This is a genomic window from Streptomyces sp. NBC_00271, assembly GCF_036178845.1.
Lineage (GTDB): Bacteria > Actinomycetota > Actinomycetes > Streptomycetales > Streptomycetaceae > Streptomyces.
This window is the reverse complement of record NZ_CP108070.1, coordinates 1,120,102-1,135,704: the sequence shown is the minus strand read 5'-3', so window position 1 is coordinate 1,135,704 and position 15,603 is coordinate 1,120,102. Positions and strand designations below refer to the sequence as shown.

Annotated in this window: 10 protein-coding genes and 2 pseudogenes; 5 read left to right on the top strand and 7 right to left on the bottom strand. The window is 67.9% G+C overall.

The features are described from left to right. The first annotated feature begins 165 nt into the window (after positions 1-165). The 3 genes from OG798_RS05615 to OG798_RS05605 are packed head-to-tail and all read left to right on the top strand — an operon-like array spanning position 166 to position 4,351. The gene (locus OG798_RS05615) at positions 166-3,282 is read left to right on the top strand and encodes a CHAT domain-containing protein (RefSeq protein WP_328756458.1); all 3,117 of its coding nucleotides are present in this window, start codon (positions 166-168) and stop codon (positions 3,280-3,282) included. Next, on the top strand, positions 3,279-3,998 hold the full coding sequence (locus OG798_RS05610) for a hypothetical protein (RefSeq protein WP_097226951.1): 720 nt from the start codon (positions 3,279-3,281) through the stop codon (positions 3,996-3,998). The genes OG798_RS05615 and OG798_RS05610 overlap by 4 nt, the downstream gene beginning before the upstream one ends. Then, positions 3,995-4,351: a hypothetical protein gene (locus OG798_RS05605; RefSeq protein ID WP_328756457.1), complete on the top strand. Its 357-nt coding sequence runs from the start codon at positions 3,995-3,997 to the stop codon at positions 4,349-4,351. Before OG798_RS05610 ends, OG798_RS05605 begins: the two co-directional genes overlap by 4 nt. Here the strand turns inward: OG798_RS05605 and OG798_RS05600 are convergent. From OG798_RS05600 to OG798_RS05575, 6 genes are all read right to left on the bottom strand, one after another. Beyond that, positions 4,321-4,551 (bottom strand): hypothetical protein, encoded by a 231-nt coding sequence (locus OG798_RS05600; protein ID WP_328756456.1) that lies wholly within the window; start codon positions 4,549-4,551, stop codon positions 4,321-4,323. The genes OG798_RS05605 and OG798_RS05600 overlap by 31 nt on opposite strands. 27 nt (positions 4,552-4,578) lie before the next feature. Further along, positions 4,579-5,028, bottom strand: a complete 450-nt coding sequence (locus OG798_RS05595; RefSeq protein WP_328756455.1) for a hypothetical protein — start codon at positions 5,026-5,028, stop codon at positions 4,579-4,581. Continuing rightward, positions 4,935-5,441, bottom strand: coding sequence for a hypothetical protein (locus OG798_RS05590; protein ID WP_328756454.1), 507 nt, complete (start codon positions 5,439-5,441; stop codon positions 4,935-4,937). The genes OG798_RS05595 and OG798_RS05590 overlap by 94 nt, the downstream gene beginning before the upstream one ends. Before the next feature lie 355 nt (positions 5,442-5,796). Beyond that, positions 5,797-11,001 carry a CATRA system-associated protein gene (locus OG798_RS05585; RefSeq protein WP_328759990.1) on the bottom strand — a complete coding sequence of 1,735 codons (5,205 nt, stop codon included), beginning with the start codon at positions 10,999-11,001 and terminating at the stop codon, positions 5,797-5,799. Between the two features lie 5 nt (positions 11,002-11,006). Further along, positions 11,007-12,041, bottom strand: a complete 1,035-nt coding sequence (locus tag OG798_RS05580) for a caspase family protein (RefSeq protein ID WP_328756453.1) — start codon at positions 12,039-12,041, stop codon at positions 11,007-11,009. A gap of 135 nt (positions 12,042-12,176) precedes the next feature. After that, entirely contained in the window at positions 12,177-13,364 is a 1,188-nt protein-coding gene (locus OG798_RS05575) for a hypothetical protein (RefSeq protein WP_097226956.1), read from the bottom strand. A gap of 191 nt (positions 13,365-13,555) precedes the next feature. On the opposite strand from OG798_RS05575, the pseudogene OG798_RS56450 reads away from it, so the two are divergent. Beyond that, positions 13,556-14,211, top strand: a pseudogene (locus OG798_RS56450) (winged helix-turn-helix domain-containing protein); the annotation flags it as partial. Between the two features lie 18 nt (positions 14,212-14,229). On the opposite strand, the gene OG798_RS05560 reads toward OG798_RS56450, so the two are convergent. Next, positions 14,230-15,042, bottom strand: a complete 813-nt coding sequence (locus OG798_RS05560; RefSeq protein WP_328756450.1) for a DUF6348 family protein — start codon at positions 15,040-15,042, stop codon at positions 14,230-14,232. A gap of 344 nt (positions 15,043-15,386) precedes the next feature. On the opposite strand from OG798_RS05560, the pseudogene OG798_RS05555 reads away from it, so the two are divergent. Beyond that, a pseudogene (locus OG798_RS05555) lies at positions 15,387-15,560 on the top strand (NF041680 family putative transposase); the annotation flags it as partial. Positions 15,561-15,603 lie beyond the last annotated feature (43 nt).

Here is a 15,603-nt window from a genome sequence, read left to right as displayed (position 1 = left end):
GACGGTGGGGTGTCGTTCGAGGTTGACATGCTTGTTGAGCTTTCGCGTGTGCCGGCCAGTGATCAAGAGCTGTATGTATGGCGGCACCCGCGGCTTCTTGAACCTTCTGTGGTCGAGGGACTTGCCGTTGAGGTTGCGCGGTGGCCACGGTCTCAGCGTCGGGTGATGGTGAAGGCTCTTGACGGCGTCCGAGTGATCCGGGAGCGCTATGAGGCGCAGCCGGAGGGCTACCCGATTGGTGTCGGGCCCCTGGAGACTGTGTGGCAGCAGGTCGACTCCGAACAGATCTCGGCGCAAGAAGGCGAACGTCTGGTCAGCGTTCCGCCCTTTACTGCCGCGCTGTCAGCCCGCTACCTGAAGTCGTTGTCGGATTGGGCGGTGGATGAGGCGCAACGGGGGGCGGGGAAGCAGGCGTTAGCGATGATGCGCCTGTTACGGGCAGCGGCCCTGGCGTGTGATCCGGTCGTGGTCTCGGCCGAGTTGCGTGGATGGATTGCCGTCGCCTTCATCGAGGGAGCGAAGGGTGTCCTGCATGACGCGCCGGATGGTGGGCTGTTGACCGAGGCGCAAACCCTCGGTGAGGAGGCGCTGGCGGGCGTGGGGCCCCACGGCGAGGTGGGCGTTCGCTCGGCGTTGCTCTTCGGGCTCGGCACCCTGTTTCTGCATCCGTATTTCACCAACGCCGTGCTCGGCAGGGCCGAGGAGCGGCTGGAGCCGTGGCGGCGTCGAGCGCATTTGCAGGCGGACCCGTTTGCCGAGCTGGCCGACACCGAGATGCCCGAACCACGCCAAGCCCTGCACATTGCACAGGCCTATCTGACGCGAGCACTTGACCTCACGCCTGCCTGCTCACGCGCTGCCACGCAAAAGGCGCTCAGCGATGTGCTGATCTGGCGGCGGGATCTTGGTGATGAGGTGGACGTGGCCGAGATCGTCGGGCTGTGCAACGACGCCCTGGCCGAGCTCGGCGAGGAAGGCAGCCCTGGGCTGCGCATGTCGTTGCTCAACTCCTTGCTGTACTTCGGTGAGGCGGTGGAAGCGGGCGACGCCGCACCGGTGTTGGAGCGTCCCCTTGAGGCGATGATCAAGGAGTTTGGGCGAGAAGGAGCCAGCTACCTCATCCTTGCTGCCGCTCGCGTGGTGGGACCGTCGGCGCCTCGTGTGGCTCTGGAGGCGCTCAAGCGCAGTCGGAGTCTGTTTGCTGAAGCGAGCGAAGAAATACGCATCGTTGCACTGGAGTACGAGCTGACCGCCCTTACCGAGGCGCTGACGCCGCAATTGCCCCTGGGAAACCCGCTGGAGGCGAGCGTAGGGGAGATGACCAGGCTTGCTGACCGCGAGGGCTGGAACGGTGCACGCCGGGCCGTGGCCCTGCTACGGCTCGCCTCCCAGAGCAGGAACACCGATGAGGAAGCGTTCGGGCTGCAACTCCTTGACCAGATTCCCGAAACGAGTCCTATCGTGGCCGCGGAGCACGCGGAGCTCCTGGCCTGGTTGGGCACGACGCTTGAGTTGAACATGGGCGTCAACGCCTTTCGAGCCAGGCAGTGGCCGGAATGCGCCGGCTGGTATGCCCGCGCGTTGTCTGGATGGTTGGACCTGGGGTTCGACGGTCGCGCGTATGACACCCTGCTCCGGGTCGGGGACATCGCCCGACGGGCCGATGAGCCGGTTGATGTTGAGTTCCTGATGGCCTTGGCGCCCAATGCCGCCCGCATCGAGACGCGGCTCGGGGACGGTGCGACGGAGGTGATCCAGGACCTCGTCATGGAGGCGGTTGTCTCCATGGGGAGTCGGGGGACGAGTCCGGAGGCGCTGCACCTGCTCTGGCAGATCGCCAAGGGCGCCCGCTTGGCGCCGGTCCTGGCGTCCGAGGGCCGGTATGACCCAGCCGAGGACGGCTACGGCGCTCGCCTGCTTGCGAAGATCGACGAGCTTCGCTCGGGCCTGCACCTCGCGCCGGGCCTGACTGAGGGTGACCCGGATGTGCTGCTTGACGAGGAATTGGCGCTGGCGGCCTACGCCCGTCCGCGGCCCAGTGAGCCGGGCGGCACACGTAAGGAACAGCTGCTCAACCTGGAGCGCGCCTACGACGAACATCTGACGCGCCACCTGCTGCTGGGGACGGGTGCGGCATCGTCGGCGTTCTTGGGACTGCAGGCCGTCCAGGCACGTCTGGGCGGTCGCACCGTGTTGGTGAGCCTTTACCTGGGCCGGACGGTGGATGGCCAGATCGCTGTCCACGTGCTGTACATGACCCGCGACGACGTGGACGTCTCGGTCATCCCGCACGGCTTCCCCGTCAGCATGGTCAACACGAGCGGTCTGCTGGTCAATCCCTTCGCCTTGATCGTCGAGCAGGTGAGGCGGGAGATACAGGACCCGCCCCTGGGCCGTCGCACGGTGTCCCGGGACGCCGAACACACCCTCCAGTACTACCTTCCCGGTCTGCTGGGGCACCTCAGCGCACGCCTGGAGGAGTACAAGGCCACAGGACACGACCATGTGTGCATCGTGCCGCACGGCCCCTTCCACTACTTCCCCTTCCATCTCCTGGGACCTGCGGGGCATCCCCTGGCGGAAGACTTCGCCGTCACCTACCTGCCACAGCTGCACCTACTCGGCACCGCCCGTGGCAACCAAGCACCTGCGCGTAGGGGCTCGGCGCTGGGCCTGAGCTTTGCCGCGGATCGAAGGCCCGGCCTTGCCCCCCTGCCGGAGGCGGTGCCTGAAGCACGAGAGATAGCGGCCCTCTTCGGCTGCGACGCCGTGGTCGACGCTCGCGCCACGGAGCAAGCCGCTCTGGCCGCTCTTCGGCAATCACGGGCCGTCCACTTGGCCACGCACGGCCGCCACAACGTGGACGCACCCGCCTTCCACACCCTGTATCTGCACCCGACGGCCCACACCGACGGCCACCTACAAGCCCACGAACTGCTCGGTCTCGACCTGAGCGGATTACGATTGGTCACGCTCAGCGCATGCGAGACGGCCCTCGGCCGCTTTGACCGCGGTGACAACCTCCGCGGTCTGCCCGCCAGTTTTTTCCTCGCCGGCGTCCAGACACTGATCGGAACCCTCTGGAAGGTCCGCGACACCGTCTCCCGCGACTTCTTTGTTGCCTTCTACCGCTTCTACCTCGGCGGCATCCCGCTGCTGGACGCTTTCGTACGGGCACAACGCCAGACGCGCTCACGCTACCCGCAGTATCGGGACTGGGGCGCCTTCTATTTCGCCGGAGACTGGGCCGAGCGCCACCTCAGCCACGAGGAGCAGCCGTGATCACCCTCGAGATGCCGGAACCCCCGATGCAGGACCTTGTCCTGACGCCCAAGCAAGAGGACTTCAGGAGCAACGCGGCCAGGCCCGAGGCACGCGAGGTGCTGCGCCATCGGATCTCGATCGGCGGTCCCGTGTATCGCCGTATCACCGCGGACTCGACCGACGACGCGGAACTCCAGCGGTTCTTGCGGGGCGAAGGCGCCGACTCAGACTTCTACATGCTGCACCTGACGTGCACGCTGCGCCCTGGTGAGGAAGAACCCTTCACGGAAGCCCTGATCGAACTCGACCTCACCAGCGAAGGCGACAGGGGCCTACCGATCGCGTGGTCCATGCTGCCCGACCGGCTGGTCGACGCCGTCGAGATCTCGCGCACTGTCAGCCTCACGCCGACCTTGAAGATCGCTGGAGCGGGTGTGGCCGTGAACGCGGAACGCACGAGCGCAGCCACCAAGCAGGAAGTCCTCCTGGAGGCCATGTACGAACTCGAGTCGACCCCGAGCTGGGGCCTATACCGAACGAGTTCGGTGGAACTTCGCGGCCTGTACCGCTTCCACCTCGTCGTACGAGCGCCCAAGAACTCCACCGTCGCGGGCACCACGCTGGCCGAAGCCAAGGTACGCCGCCGACGCTTCGGGATCGTCCCCTACAGCGCGCGCCTGCCCCAGTCTGCGCAACATCATCAGGCCTTCACCCTGACCGGGCACCTCGCATGAACACTCCCGTCGACCCGTACGCGGTCCCCGATCACCTCGCCACCCGATTTCTTCAGGTCAAGAGGATGATGGAGGCACTTCAAGCGCCCAACCCCCCGCAATTCTTTGTGCTGTTGACCCGGTATGTGATCGAAGGAGAGCCCTACGCCGCAACCGCGGTCACCGTGTCCGCGGCGACGCCTCATCTCGTGCAGACACAGACAGGCTTCGCCTGCGACGCCACCTTCCCACCGCACCTGCTCAGGCCACACGCACGCCAGGGCAAGCTACAGCGAAAGGGCACCGTGACCGTCCGGCTGGAAGTCTTGCTCGAAGACATCCTTCAGATCGTCCCCTCCGGGCTTGGCGGGTAGGCCCGAACTGTGACGCCGTCGGTGACCTTTTCGATGTCCAGGCGCAGTCGGATGCGTCCAGCTCCTTCGCCGTTGCGCCGCAGGTCCTGTTCGAGCTGGTCGGAGATGCGGTCGAGAGCGGCTTCGGCCGCTTCGAAGTCGGCCAGGTCACGGACAAGGAGCCGGCGGGTGGTGGTGTCGCGGACCTGGTAGCTGGGCATCGGGGCTCGTCCTTTGGCGTGGGGCGATCAGGTGGTGGGGCCGGCGAGCCTGCGTGCCGCGTTCACCGCGCGCGACCAGACGTCGGGGCTGCCTCCGTGCTCGCGGGCGAGGGAGGCGGCGAGTCCCCGGATGTCGCCGCGCTCACGCAGGGCGGCGAGGGCGATGACCGCCCGCCGGTCGGATTCCGAGCGGGGCGGCGCGGCCGCGGGGACGTGCTTGAGGACGTTGCGTACGACGTACTCCCAGGACCTCTGCGGCCCCCCGTACTGCACGCTGAGATCTGCGGCCAGCCCCGGTCGGTAGCCGTCGCGCTCGATCGCCTCGGCGGCGAATTGCTCGGTGAGCTGCGTGGCGGTGAGCGGATCACCGCCGGCACGGACGCTCAGCTCGGCCGCGAGGACCTCCTCGAGGGCCGAGGGGCGGCCGCCGGGCGCCTCGGGCTGCGGTCCCGGACGGCGGCCGGCCTTGCCGAGCATTTCCCGGTGCGCCCTCGGTCGAAGTCCTGCAGTTCGCCAACGCGGAAGGCCTGGATCATGCGGCCGGTGGGACCCTCGACCTCGCCGACGGAGTCCGGGAAGTAGCCGGGGTTCGCCTGCTGGTACTTGCGGATCACCGAGGCCCCGCTGAAGTTCAGCTGCTCGGCGGCCTTGTTGATGGAGACGATGTCCGCGGGGTTGAGCTCGTACAGCTCGGGGTCGGCCTTGAGGACCTTGCTCGCCTTCTCCTCCTGGAACCACGGGGAGAAATCGCGGAACTGCTGCTCGTCCCGCACCTTGTACCAGCGGGCCGCGGAACCGACGCTGGCGCGGGTGAACTCGCGGATCCAGTCGCGGTTTACCACGGCGCGGTCCCCGACGAGGTGGCGCTGCGGGTTCAGGGCCTTGGTCATTGCACTCTCCGGTTCCGGCTGCGGCCCTATGCTGAGGGTTTGCTCCTCTTTGTCCCTCCGGGGCTCACGCGCCAGCGGGCGAGTCGAGTTGGTGAAGGTGGTCGGCGGGACGTTCGGCCGGGGTTGCCGCCCTGGGGCGAAACCCCCTGAGGGGGGTGCCTTCCGCCGCCCGCCGTTTTCGCCGCTAGATTCGCGTAATCAATATGGCGCTTTTGGTGGGCGGCTCTCAATCTTGCTGGCGCACACCCCGCCATGGGCAGGTCGGCATCAGCTCCTCTACGGTCGGCAGCTAAAACGCATAGGGCAATCCACCTACTTCAAACGCCCACTCAGGCCCGCGCAACGCGGGGCCTGCTTATACGCCTGTGTGGACGAACGGGGCCCACAACGACGGGTATGCGGACCATCTGCGGCGCACCTGGCGGACGATGGTGTGGAGCTCGCGAGCCAGGGACGGATCCTCGTCCGCAGGAGCGGTCATCGCGGGATACAAAAGGCGCGCGACACGCGCGGCCGCATTGTCGGGAACACTCCAGAGGGTGCCGACCACCTGTGCGTAGCCTGCCAGGTGGAAGGCCGCAGTGATGTGGATCGCCTCATCGGCCAGCTCGGGAGCCGTGCTGCTGCTGTGGCATACGCTCAACACAGCTGCCTGAGCCCCGTCCAGTCGAAGCTGCGACACCTCGCCGACGGTCAGCCGCTCGCCGCCCTCGAGCAGCAGGTACCCCGCCGATGGATGCTCCACGTCGGTGAACGCGTGGCAGGCGAAGTACACGCGAGGGTGCGCGGGGAGTTCACTCAGGACGGCGGCGCGAGAGACCGGGGTTTCGATGCGCTCCGCGACCAGCCGGGCGGCATCACGGGCCACCGCCGGCAGGGGATCGGCTTCGGGGCTGTCGGGCACCAGTACGGCGAGCAGCGGGTCGCGACCGGAACGGAGACCTTCGGTTGTCCTCTGACCGACGCGTACGCGCAGGTACCGGAGGGCGGACAGGGTGGGCGTGTACGAGGAGACTGCATGGTCGAGTACGGACTTCTCGTCGTCGTCCGAGGTCCGGTACACGCCCGCGGCGTGCAGGGGAAGGAACGACAGCTCCCCGGTGGGCATCCACCACAGGCGCGGCAGTTCCTCCTCGGACGGGGTGCTGCCCGTGAGCCCGAGAGCATGGAGCACTGGTTCTGTGACGGCGTCCCACAACCAGTGCAGGATCCGGGTGATCTCGGCCTCGCGGTCGGTGACGTCCTCTTCGGCGTCCTCGTCCGTGCCGGTCTCGAACGAGAGAAACTTCCGTGCGCGGCGCGAAACCTCCGCAGGGAGGGCGTCGGGGAGCCTGACGGAGCGCACTCCCTCCGAGGTGAGGAGCAGGGCATCGGAGCGGAATTCGCTGATGTTGATGACTGCCACGGGGCCCTCAGATGCCACCGCGAGGAGATCGTTCTGCCTGGGGGTGCCCATGAAGTCCTGGAATCCGGGCAACTGCCTTACCTGACCGACCAGTTCCTCCCATCGGCGGTCCTGGGCCCGGCGCCGTGCTGCCGTGGCGGTCGCCGAGGCAAGGCTGAGACTCTGAGGCATGGACAGGGGACTGCCCGTGCCCACGGGATCCATCGGGGAGGAGGTCTCCTCGCGCCGGAGGTCTTCCAGCGTCTGCGCATGTACGGGACTGGCCATCCGCAGCCTGTCCACCTCGATACGCGACTGGAGGTCCCTCCCGAGCAGAACCCCGCGGCCACGTTCGAGCAGCGCGACAGCGGACAGAGGGGCATTGGCAGCCATGGCGCATGCGGCGGCGTCGGTGGCCAAGTCCCGGAATCGTCCCAGATAGTGTTCTTGGTCGGTCCTGGCGTTGTCCTGCCCAGCCAGTCGCTGTAGCAGGCCGATGGCCGTGGACAAGTCCTCGACGGCGTGCTGCCACTGTTGGTGACGTGCCGCCAGTCGGCCGCCGTCGGCCGCTGCGGCCGTACGCACGGTCAGGGGAGAGGCCCGGTGAGCGGCTGCCGCGCGGTAGGCGGCTAGCGCCGACGTGAGCGTGTCCGGCTCCCGGTGCAGGTCGTACATTTCCACCAGCGTGTTAGCAAGGTTGACCAGCCGGCCCCCTCGGTCCCCGTGTTCCGCCGGTGTCTGTTCGACCGCCGTTCGGGCGAGGCCCAGCGCCTCCTCCAGGAGTTCGGGGCGTTGCTGCTGTTGGGCCCACGCACTGCGCAGCACCAGGGACAGGTTGGACAGCCTGCCCAGCCGGTCGGGGTGCCCCTCGGGTGTGGAGGCCAGCGCTCCGCGCGCCAGTCGCACGGCTTCCGCGATCGGCCCCGTCTCCTGCGTGTCGCCGAATCTCCGGTCCAGGAGGGCTGCCAGGTTGGAGAGGTACATGGCGCGGTCGGGATGGTGTGCGGGAGTCACCCGCACCACCTCACGCCCTGTGCGAATGGCCTCGTCCAGTGGTTCCATCTCGCCGGTGCGTACGTGCTTCGCCCACAAGGCGCCCGCAAGATTGGCCAGAGAGCCAGAACGACGGGGGTCGGCCGGCGAGGCGGCGGCGACGGCTCGGCGGCCGGCGTCCAGGGCGTCCTCAGCGGTTCCCACCTCGCCAGTGATCTGGAAGTGTTCTTGGAGGACCAGAGCAAGGTTGGACAGGTGAACGGCCAGGTCGGGGTGGCCGGACGGAGTTGTCTGCACTGCCGTCCTGGCCAGCTCGACCGCTTCGTCCGCAATGCCGATGTCGCCGGTTCGTGCGACGTCGGCCATCAGAGCGAGCGCCAGATTGGAAGCCCGGCCCGGGGCGTCCGGATGACTGGGCGGCGTGCTGTCCCACGCCGAGCGCTTCACACCGATGGCGCGGCTGAGGTACGCAACGTCACCGGTGTCCCCGTACAGAAGCATCAAAGTGGCCCCGAGCCCGGCCTGGCAGATGTCCCGCCAGCTGCCCTCCGGAGCTGTACGCAAGGCGAGTTCCTGATGGTGTGCCGCTTCTCTCAACACACCGCGGTCGCCGGTCTGCCCGTACAGGTCGGCCAGCGCGGCCCCAAGGTTGAATTCGGCGGCCACCCGGTCGGGGTGTCCTTCGTTCAGGAGCCTGACGGCCGCCCGACCGCGGTCCACGGCCTCGGTGAGATGGACGTCGTCTCCTGTCACCTGGTGCACGGCGCGGAGCATAAGGCTGAGGTTTGTCAGCCGGATCGCCTGTTCCCGTGGCGGCGTCTCCTCGAACCGGCAGGCGCGACGTCCCGCGGCCACTGCCTCCGCCAGATCCGACGGGTCTGCCGTCCTTCGGTATCTGTTGTAGAGGACGAGGGCCAGGTTCGTGAGCGCCACCCCGTATTCATGTGACGGTGTGGCCAGCGACTCCGCTTCCTCCACGAGGGCTCGAGCGATACTGATGGCTTCGTCGGCCACCGAGGCATCTCCAGTTCTGACGTAGAGCTCACGCAGGGCCAGGACGTAGTTGCTTGTCCAGTGGCCCCTTCGCCCTGGCGTGCTACGGGTGAGGTCCCAGGCACGTCGGCCGGTGTCGGCCATCTCCCGCAGGATCGCGTCCGGGTCCTCGGCCACAGGGACGGCGGCCAGCAGTACTGCCAGGAGGTTGCCGATGCGGATCGGTAGACCGTCGTCGTCGCGCGATGTCACGGCGACTGCGACCCTGCCGGCGGCCAAGGCCAGATCCAGGTGCTCTGGATCACCGGTCTCGCGGTACAGGTTGTGCAGTGTCGCGCACAGGTTCCCCAATCGCGACGCCTTCTGCGGATCCTGTGGAGGGGTGAGCCCCACGGCCTGATTGAGCCGCTCTGCGGACTCGCGAAGGGCTTCAGTATCGCCCGTCCATTCATGGCGGGTGCGCAAGGCAAGACCCAGGTTGCTCAGCACGAGAGGCCGCATCGGGTCCGTTTCCGTGCATTCATCGAGCAGCTGACGCATGCGGTCCGTGCACTCCTGCAACAGCGAAATGTCGTGTCGTCGCCTCGCCTCGCCGAGGAGGTACGCGGCCTCATCGTGGGCCGTGACAAGGTCTGTGCCGTCGTCGGGCTCCTGCTGAGGAGCACGGGTGCGCGGTTCGGGAGTCTGTCCGGTCGGTGCGCCGGTGGGTCGGGCATCGGGGGTGCGCTGGGACAGCAGGTGGATGAGAGTGTCGACTCGCTCGCGTACGGGTTCCGGAGCCAACTCCGTCTGTCTGCCTATGCGGCGTGGCCCGTGCCGTGGTGCGTACACCTCCAGCCTGCCCAGACTGTCCTGGAAACGCTCCAGTTCCCCCTCCTGCAGCGCGGCCGTCAGACTGTCCAGCGTGTCACTCACGTCGTCCCACCGTGCCGGTGAGGCCGCCCAGTCGCGGACATCGCCGAGCAGGTCCACCGCCTCTTCCAACATGTCATGGGGGAAGAGGAAATCGCCGGGCGCCTCTTGCGGGGACTCCCAGTCGCGTCTGTGGCTCGTTACTGCTGGGCGGAGCGAGGTGAGCGAGGTGGCGCCGACCGATGTCGTCGGCTCATGGCGCATCCCGGGTGCGTCGGGCCGCGTCCCGGTGAACGTGAGCAGAGGAGCCGCGGTGTCCGCTGCGGCCAGACACCGAGTTGCCGCGGCGAACCGTTCTCGCACCGGCCCTTGGGTTGCGGCCTCCTCGATGAGACGGAAGCCCTCGACCAGTAGGCGGAGTCCCTCGGTGCACACGGGCAGTCCCAGGGCCCCCGCTTCAGAGAACGCCGTCCGCACCGCGCCGACCGAGCCGTCCGTGGCCCCGGAGCGCATGCGCTCCAGCAGGTGCCAGCTGGCGATCACCGCGCCGTCGGCGGTTCCTGTGCTGCGGTCGAGTACGCATTCGGGCCACGTCTCGGGCGCGGCCCGCTTACGGATCAGGTGGTAGCCCAGTGCGACACTTCCCAGCCAGGACACGGACGGTGCAGTCAGTGTCTCGGCGATCACGTCCGCCTGGTGAACGGCGCCGATGGCCAGGTAGCCGAGCAGGGCATGGGCGGCCGGATCGGGACTCAGGACGGACAGGACGAGGCGCGGCTGCCGGGCAGGTGTCGCCTGCACCACCACAGCCGTCCTCGGCCCCGGTGGGAGCCGTACCATCTGGCAGTCCGCCGGTGGATTGCCAAGCTGAAGTACACACGGGTCGGCCGGGAGGTCGTTCAGGACCAGCCGGGTTCCTTCTGCCGCTCGCTCGACCTGCGTGTCCGGCCAGTCCGCGATGGTCCACTGGCCATCGCGCAGGCACCACAGCCTCAGCCAGGCCCTTGCGTACTCGGGTGCATCCAGGCTGCCGAACGTCGTCACCCGCTGCGGAACGAGCAGGGCGGATGCCTCGAGCCACGGCTGTGGTGCCAGATCGCCGAGCCTGAGAGTGCACCGGCTTGCGTCGACGGGAAGGAACTCTCCACCAACAGCGTGCCCGGAGGGCAGCAAGGCACGCACCGCGTACTCCCCGGGGGGCAGTTCGAAGGCCACCGGCGTCCCGACGGAGAGGAGCTGCCGGGCCACGACTCGCTGCCGCAGATCGACCACGTCCACGGGGAGCGGAGTGCCCGCAGCCCATTCGTCCTGGACGGCCAGGTCGACCGCGAACCCCATGGCCGTCACGGTGCCACCTCGAAACGCGCCCTCGAGTGCGGTGGGCACACGTGGTGAGGGCGGGAGATCTCGGTCGTCGCGGATTTCGCACTGAGGGTGTACACGCCGGCGCGTAGTTGCATCCGCCACTCGCGCGCCGCAGGGCTGCCGTTCTCCTCCCGGGTCTGCCGGGCCTTCCCGCAATCGACGCCGGGCAGGTCCGGCGGGTAGTACGGCGTGCACGTCAGGGTCGTGCGCGACGCGGCTTCCGCGGGGTGGCAACTGACGGTCAGCCGGGCCAGAGGCGCGCCGTTCAGACGGAGCAGGACGGTGTCGCCGAGCGTGTCGGCCTCGACTCCGCGGGCGAGTGAGGAAACGCCCAGTTCCTCCATGAGGAGCAGGTCGATCGCCTGGCGGATCCCCGCCAGGCGGACCACCCAGGCCCCCTCCTCGTCCATCGTCGCGGCCTGTCCGTCAAGGGCTCGCAGGAGCGCCTGGGTGAGGTAGGAGACGTTCTCCCGTCGGCCGAGCGCCTCGTCGTAGGCGGGCATGCGCAGCGTGAGTTCGGTCTGGCAGATGCCGGGGCTGAGCGGTTCCGGCCGAGCCAGGGGCAGGGCCTCTGCGGGTGCCACACCGTAGTAGTCCATCCGGCACGCATCGATGATGAAGCACTGGGTCCGGGGTGCGCGTTGCTGCAGCGCCAGTCTCGTTCTCTCGAAGTCGAAGGCCTGGGCGAACGGCGTGTCACCGTACCGGTTGAAATCACTGGCGAGCAGCAGCTGGTGGTCCCCTTGGACGCCGTGACCGCAGAAGTAGAGGACGGCGATGTTGTCCGGGTGTGCCGAACATCGGGCCGACCACGCTTCAAAGGCATCCCGGATGTTGTCGATGGTCGCCGCCCGAGGCATGGGGCCGCACAGGTCGGGCAGACTGTCCCCCTGCTTGCAGGAGATCAGCAGATCCACGCTCGCTGGAGGCACCCTCCAGCCGCCTACTCCGCCTTCAGTGAGGTGCCGGGCGAACGCCAGGGCAGATCTGGGTGGCGAGGTGAGCTGTCTCATGTCCGGAAAGGTGAGGTCAGCGCGTGGATCAGCGTTCGGGCCGCCTGGCAAATAAGGGTAGCCGCCGACGCCTATGACGAGTGCGTGAACGGCGGGGCCGGGATGCGAGGAGTTGAAGAACAGAGGATTCACTTCCTAGCCCTCATGCAATGTGCCCAGCCGGTGGGCCAGCGTGCGGTGGAAACTCGGCCTGACGAAGTAGGAGGAGTGGGAGTGCAGCAGACCGCGGCCCGTGGAGTAGCGGTAGTCCTCGGCTCCAGCGAAAATCTCGCCGACCACGAATGCCAGGACGTCGTTTGGGTCGTAGACGTTGATCCACCGCGCCAGGTTCGGCAGCTCCGGCACCCGGTACGCGACATGGTCCGCAGGGGCTGTGACTGCCGGGAACAGCCCAAGTTCGGCGAAGACTCCCACCTGGGAGCCGACGGTCGCCAGTATGTCGACGCGCAGGTCGGTCCTGAGGTGGGAGAGCAGGTCGTACACGACGTTCCCGCCCATGCTGTGAGCGACGACAACCACCCGCGGATCAACGTCACTGCGTGAGCGGTGCGCGTCCTCGATCGCGTCCGCGACGATGCGCGCGATCGGTGCGTGGGCGCCGTGGTTCTCCCGTTGCCGCAGGTAGCACAGGATGTCGCCCAGAAAGAGGGACACAGAGCGGTGTGTGCGAGCCCTGGTCGCAGCGAGCAGGCCGGTGCTCGCTGCGCGGGGCGCAGCCGAGGCGATCCTGCCGATTGCCTCACGAAGTCTGCCGACCGCTCGCCGGCGGGTTGATGAGCCGAACGTCTCCTGGTCCCCGTCCTCCCTGACCGAGATCAGCGACAGCAACTGGGCCAGGAAGTCCCGGTCGTCGGATACCTCGTGCAGCCAGACGGGGTGCGGGTTCCCTTCGGCGTAGTCCATCGCGGCCGACGCGAGTTCCCCGAGTTCGTCTACTTCGTGCGCGGTTGCGCGTTCCGCGGCCGCTGCCCACAGCAGATCGATCGCGTCGGCCAGAGACTGCCGGGCCACTCCGATGAGAGGAGGCGTTCCCTCCAGCGGAGTGGTCTCCGCGCTCAAGCCTGCGTCGAGGAGCTCCGCCAGGGGGCCCTCGGCGTCAGCGCCACCGAGTTTTTCCGCATCGGCGACAGGTAAGGACGCGTGTTGCCAGGCAAACGCGGCGGCTACCTCGCCCCAGTAGGGGTTGACCACTTTGAACGCCGAAGCCGGTACCCCCAGTGCCGGGCCAAGGAACGACCTCCACATCGCGGTGCGTTGCTGCACTACGCGGTCGTAGGACGGGGAACGGCGCGTGGCCACCCCGTGCACGAAGACAAGCGGCATGCCCGCGCCCCCCTCTTTCTCCTGAAATGTACAACCAACTGGGGTGCGGCATGGGCGCTTTGCGCTGTTCTACGCACCTCGGAACGAGTGGGCCCCTCTTTCGGCATCGAGAACGACGGCGCGGAGCGATCGGTGGCGAATCGTCAGACTGCGAACTCAGGAAACGTGCCGTACGTGCCTGCACGAGATTCGCGGTGATCGCGAAGGATCTGCGGGTGAGTGGGAGGTCGGTGGAACGCTGGCGTCGTGCGTGGCGGGAGGGCGGTATGGCTGCCATCGCCTCGGTGGGGCCGCCGAGGCTGGCCAGGCTGTCCGATGGCCAGTTCGCCGCGTTGGAGAAGGAGTTGGCGCTGGGGCCGGCCGTGTGTGGCTGGGAGGATCAGGGCTGGACGCCGGCCGGGATCAGAGCGTTGATCGCCCGACGGTTCCGGCTGGACTGCTTGCCGGCGGCGGTGTGGCGGCTGATGCACCGGCATGGCTGGTCCTGGCAGTGTCCCGCCCGCTGGGCGCTGGGACGCGACGAGGGCGCGATGGGCTTGTGGAAGAAGGATGTGTGGCAGCAGGTGGAATGACTGCGGCGGCGCTGGGGGCGTTCATCCTCTTTGAGGACGAGGCCGGGTTCTCGATGACTGCGTCGCGCGCTCGCACCTGGGGTCGGCGTGGGCACACGCCGGTGGTGCGGGTGCGGGGCCGCTCCTGGCGCCGCTGGTCGATCGCCGACATGTGCTGCTACCGGCCGGGCGAGGTGTCCCGGTTGATCTACCGGCCGCGCCGCCGCCGTAAGCATCGGGGCAAAGGACGCGACACCTTCGCCTGGAGTGACTACCGCGACGTTCCCGCCGACGCGTCACCTTAAGCATCGCGCTCACGCCGGCTGGTTCCCGGAGCCGCAGGCGTGGGTGTGGGTGTGGGTGAGGTCGAGACGGGCTGGCGGATACGGCGGCTCGGTCCCGTCTTCCGACATGGGGAGCAGCAGGGCGTAGGCGCGGACCATCGTGAACGCGTTGGGTTCGGGCAGGTCCATGGCCGCCAAGGCCGCGGAGGCCGCTTCGTGACGTTCCCCGTTGACGCGGATCTCCGCCTGCATCTTGCCGGGTTGCCCACCGTAGAAGACCTTGATGCCGTTGAAGAACGGCGATTCCAGGTCTGCCGTGAACGTGTCCGCGATGTGGTGGAGCACGTTCGCGTCGACCAGGGAATTTTGCAGGCGACGGCTCTCCTCGACGTCGACGCCGAGGCCGACGGCCCCGGAGACGATGCAGTGCCACCCGGGAACGCCGCGTTCGTCATCGGGACCGGCATGGTCGGCGAAGTACTGGCGCCGGTCCAGGAGTTCCAACATGCACGCACCGGCGGTTTGCACCCATGTGTCGGCCGCCTTGGGGGCGTCCCCGGCGATCGCCACAACGCAGTCCATGAAGCACGGCACGTCGGGCTGGAGGCTCGTGTCCGGCAGCGCGACCAGGTCGTAGTGGTGGGGACCGCCGTGCACGGGCGGCATCACGCCGATCGCCCACCCGTGCGGGCTGCTCAAGGAGTTACCTTTCAGCTCGGTCCCTTCCGTCACACCCGGCGCGTACCTCTCCAGGCTGGCCTTCACCAGAGCGAGGAACTCCAGGTCCGGCAGACGTTCGGGCGGCGGTTCGGCGTCACGCACTCGGCGACGTATCCAAGGCATGCGGAGGATCTTAGAACGCGGTCACGCTTCCGGGGGGCGTCCCCGTCTGAACGGTCCGCTGTGGCCTGTCGCGCAGTTCCCCGCGCCCCTGGTGCTCCAGGCTCCCCCCCCCGCCTGCGCGGGGAGGACCCACCGTCAATCGCGGTGAAGTGGATGCCGTTCGGTTCAGTGCCCGTTTCTCATCTTGGCGTTTAACCTTGACCGTTCACCTGACCCGCTGATCTTGGTTCGTTCCCGGGACAGCAGGGCGGCCGTTCTTCACGCTTCGAGGTGTCGAGCAACGTCGCGTGAGGGAACGGCCGCTGGTGAAGAGTCTCGCCGCTGAACAGTCCGCTGACGCCGCGTTGGGCGTCCTGTCCCACTTTCGTATCGAGTTCTACGACTGCCTCTACACCCGGGCGGATGCGCTCTTCGAGCTCACCGACGCGGTGCTGTGCTCGGACGGGCCGGTGACGTCGCTGGTCGAGCTGACGCTCACGGCCGAGCACCTGCGCGGGCACGGAGCGATGTACACCGCGGGCGAAGGCTGCCGGATGGCACGCGAACCACTACCCGATCGAA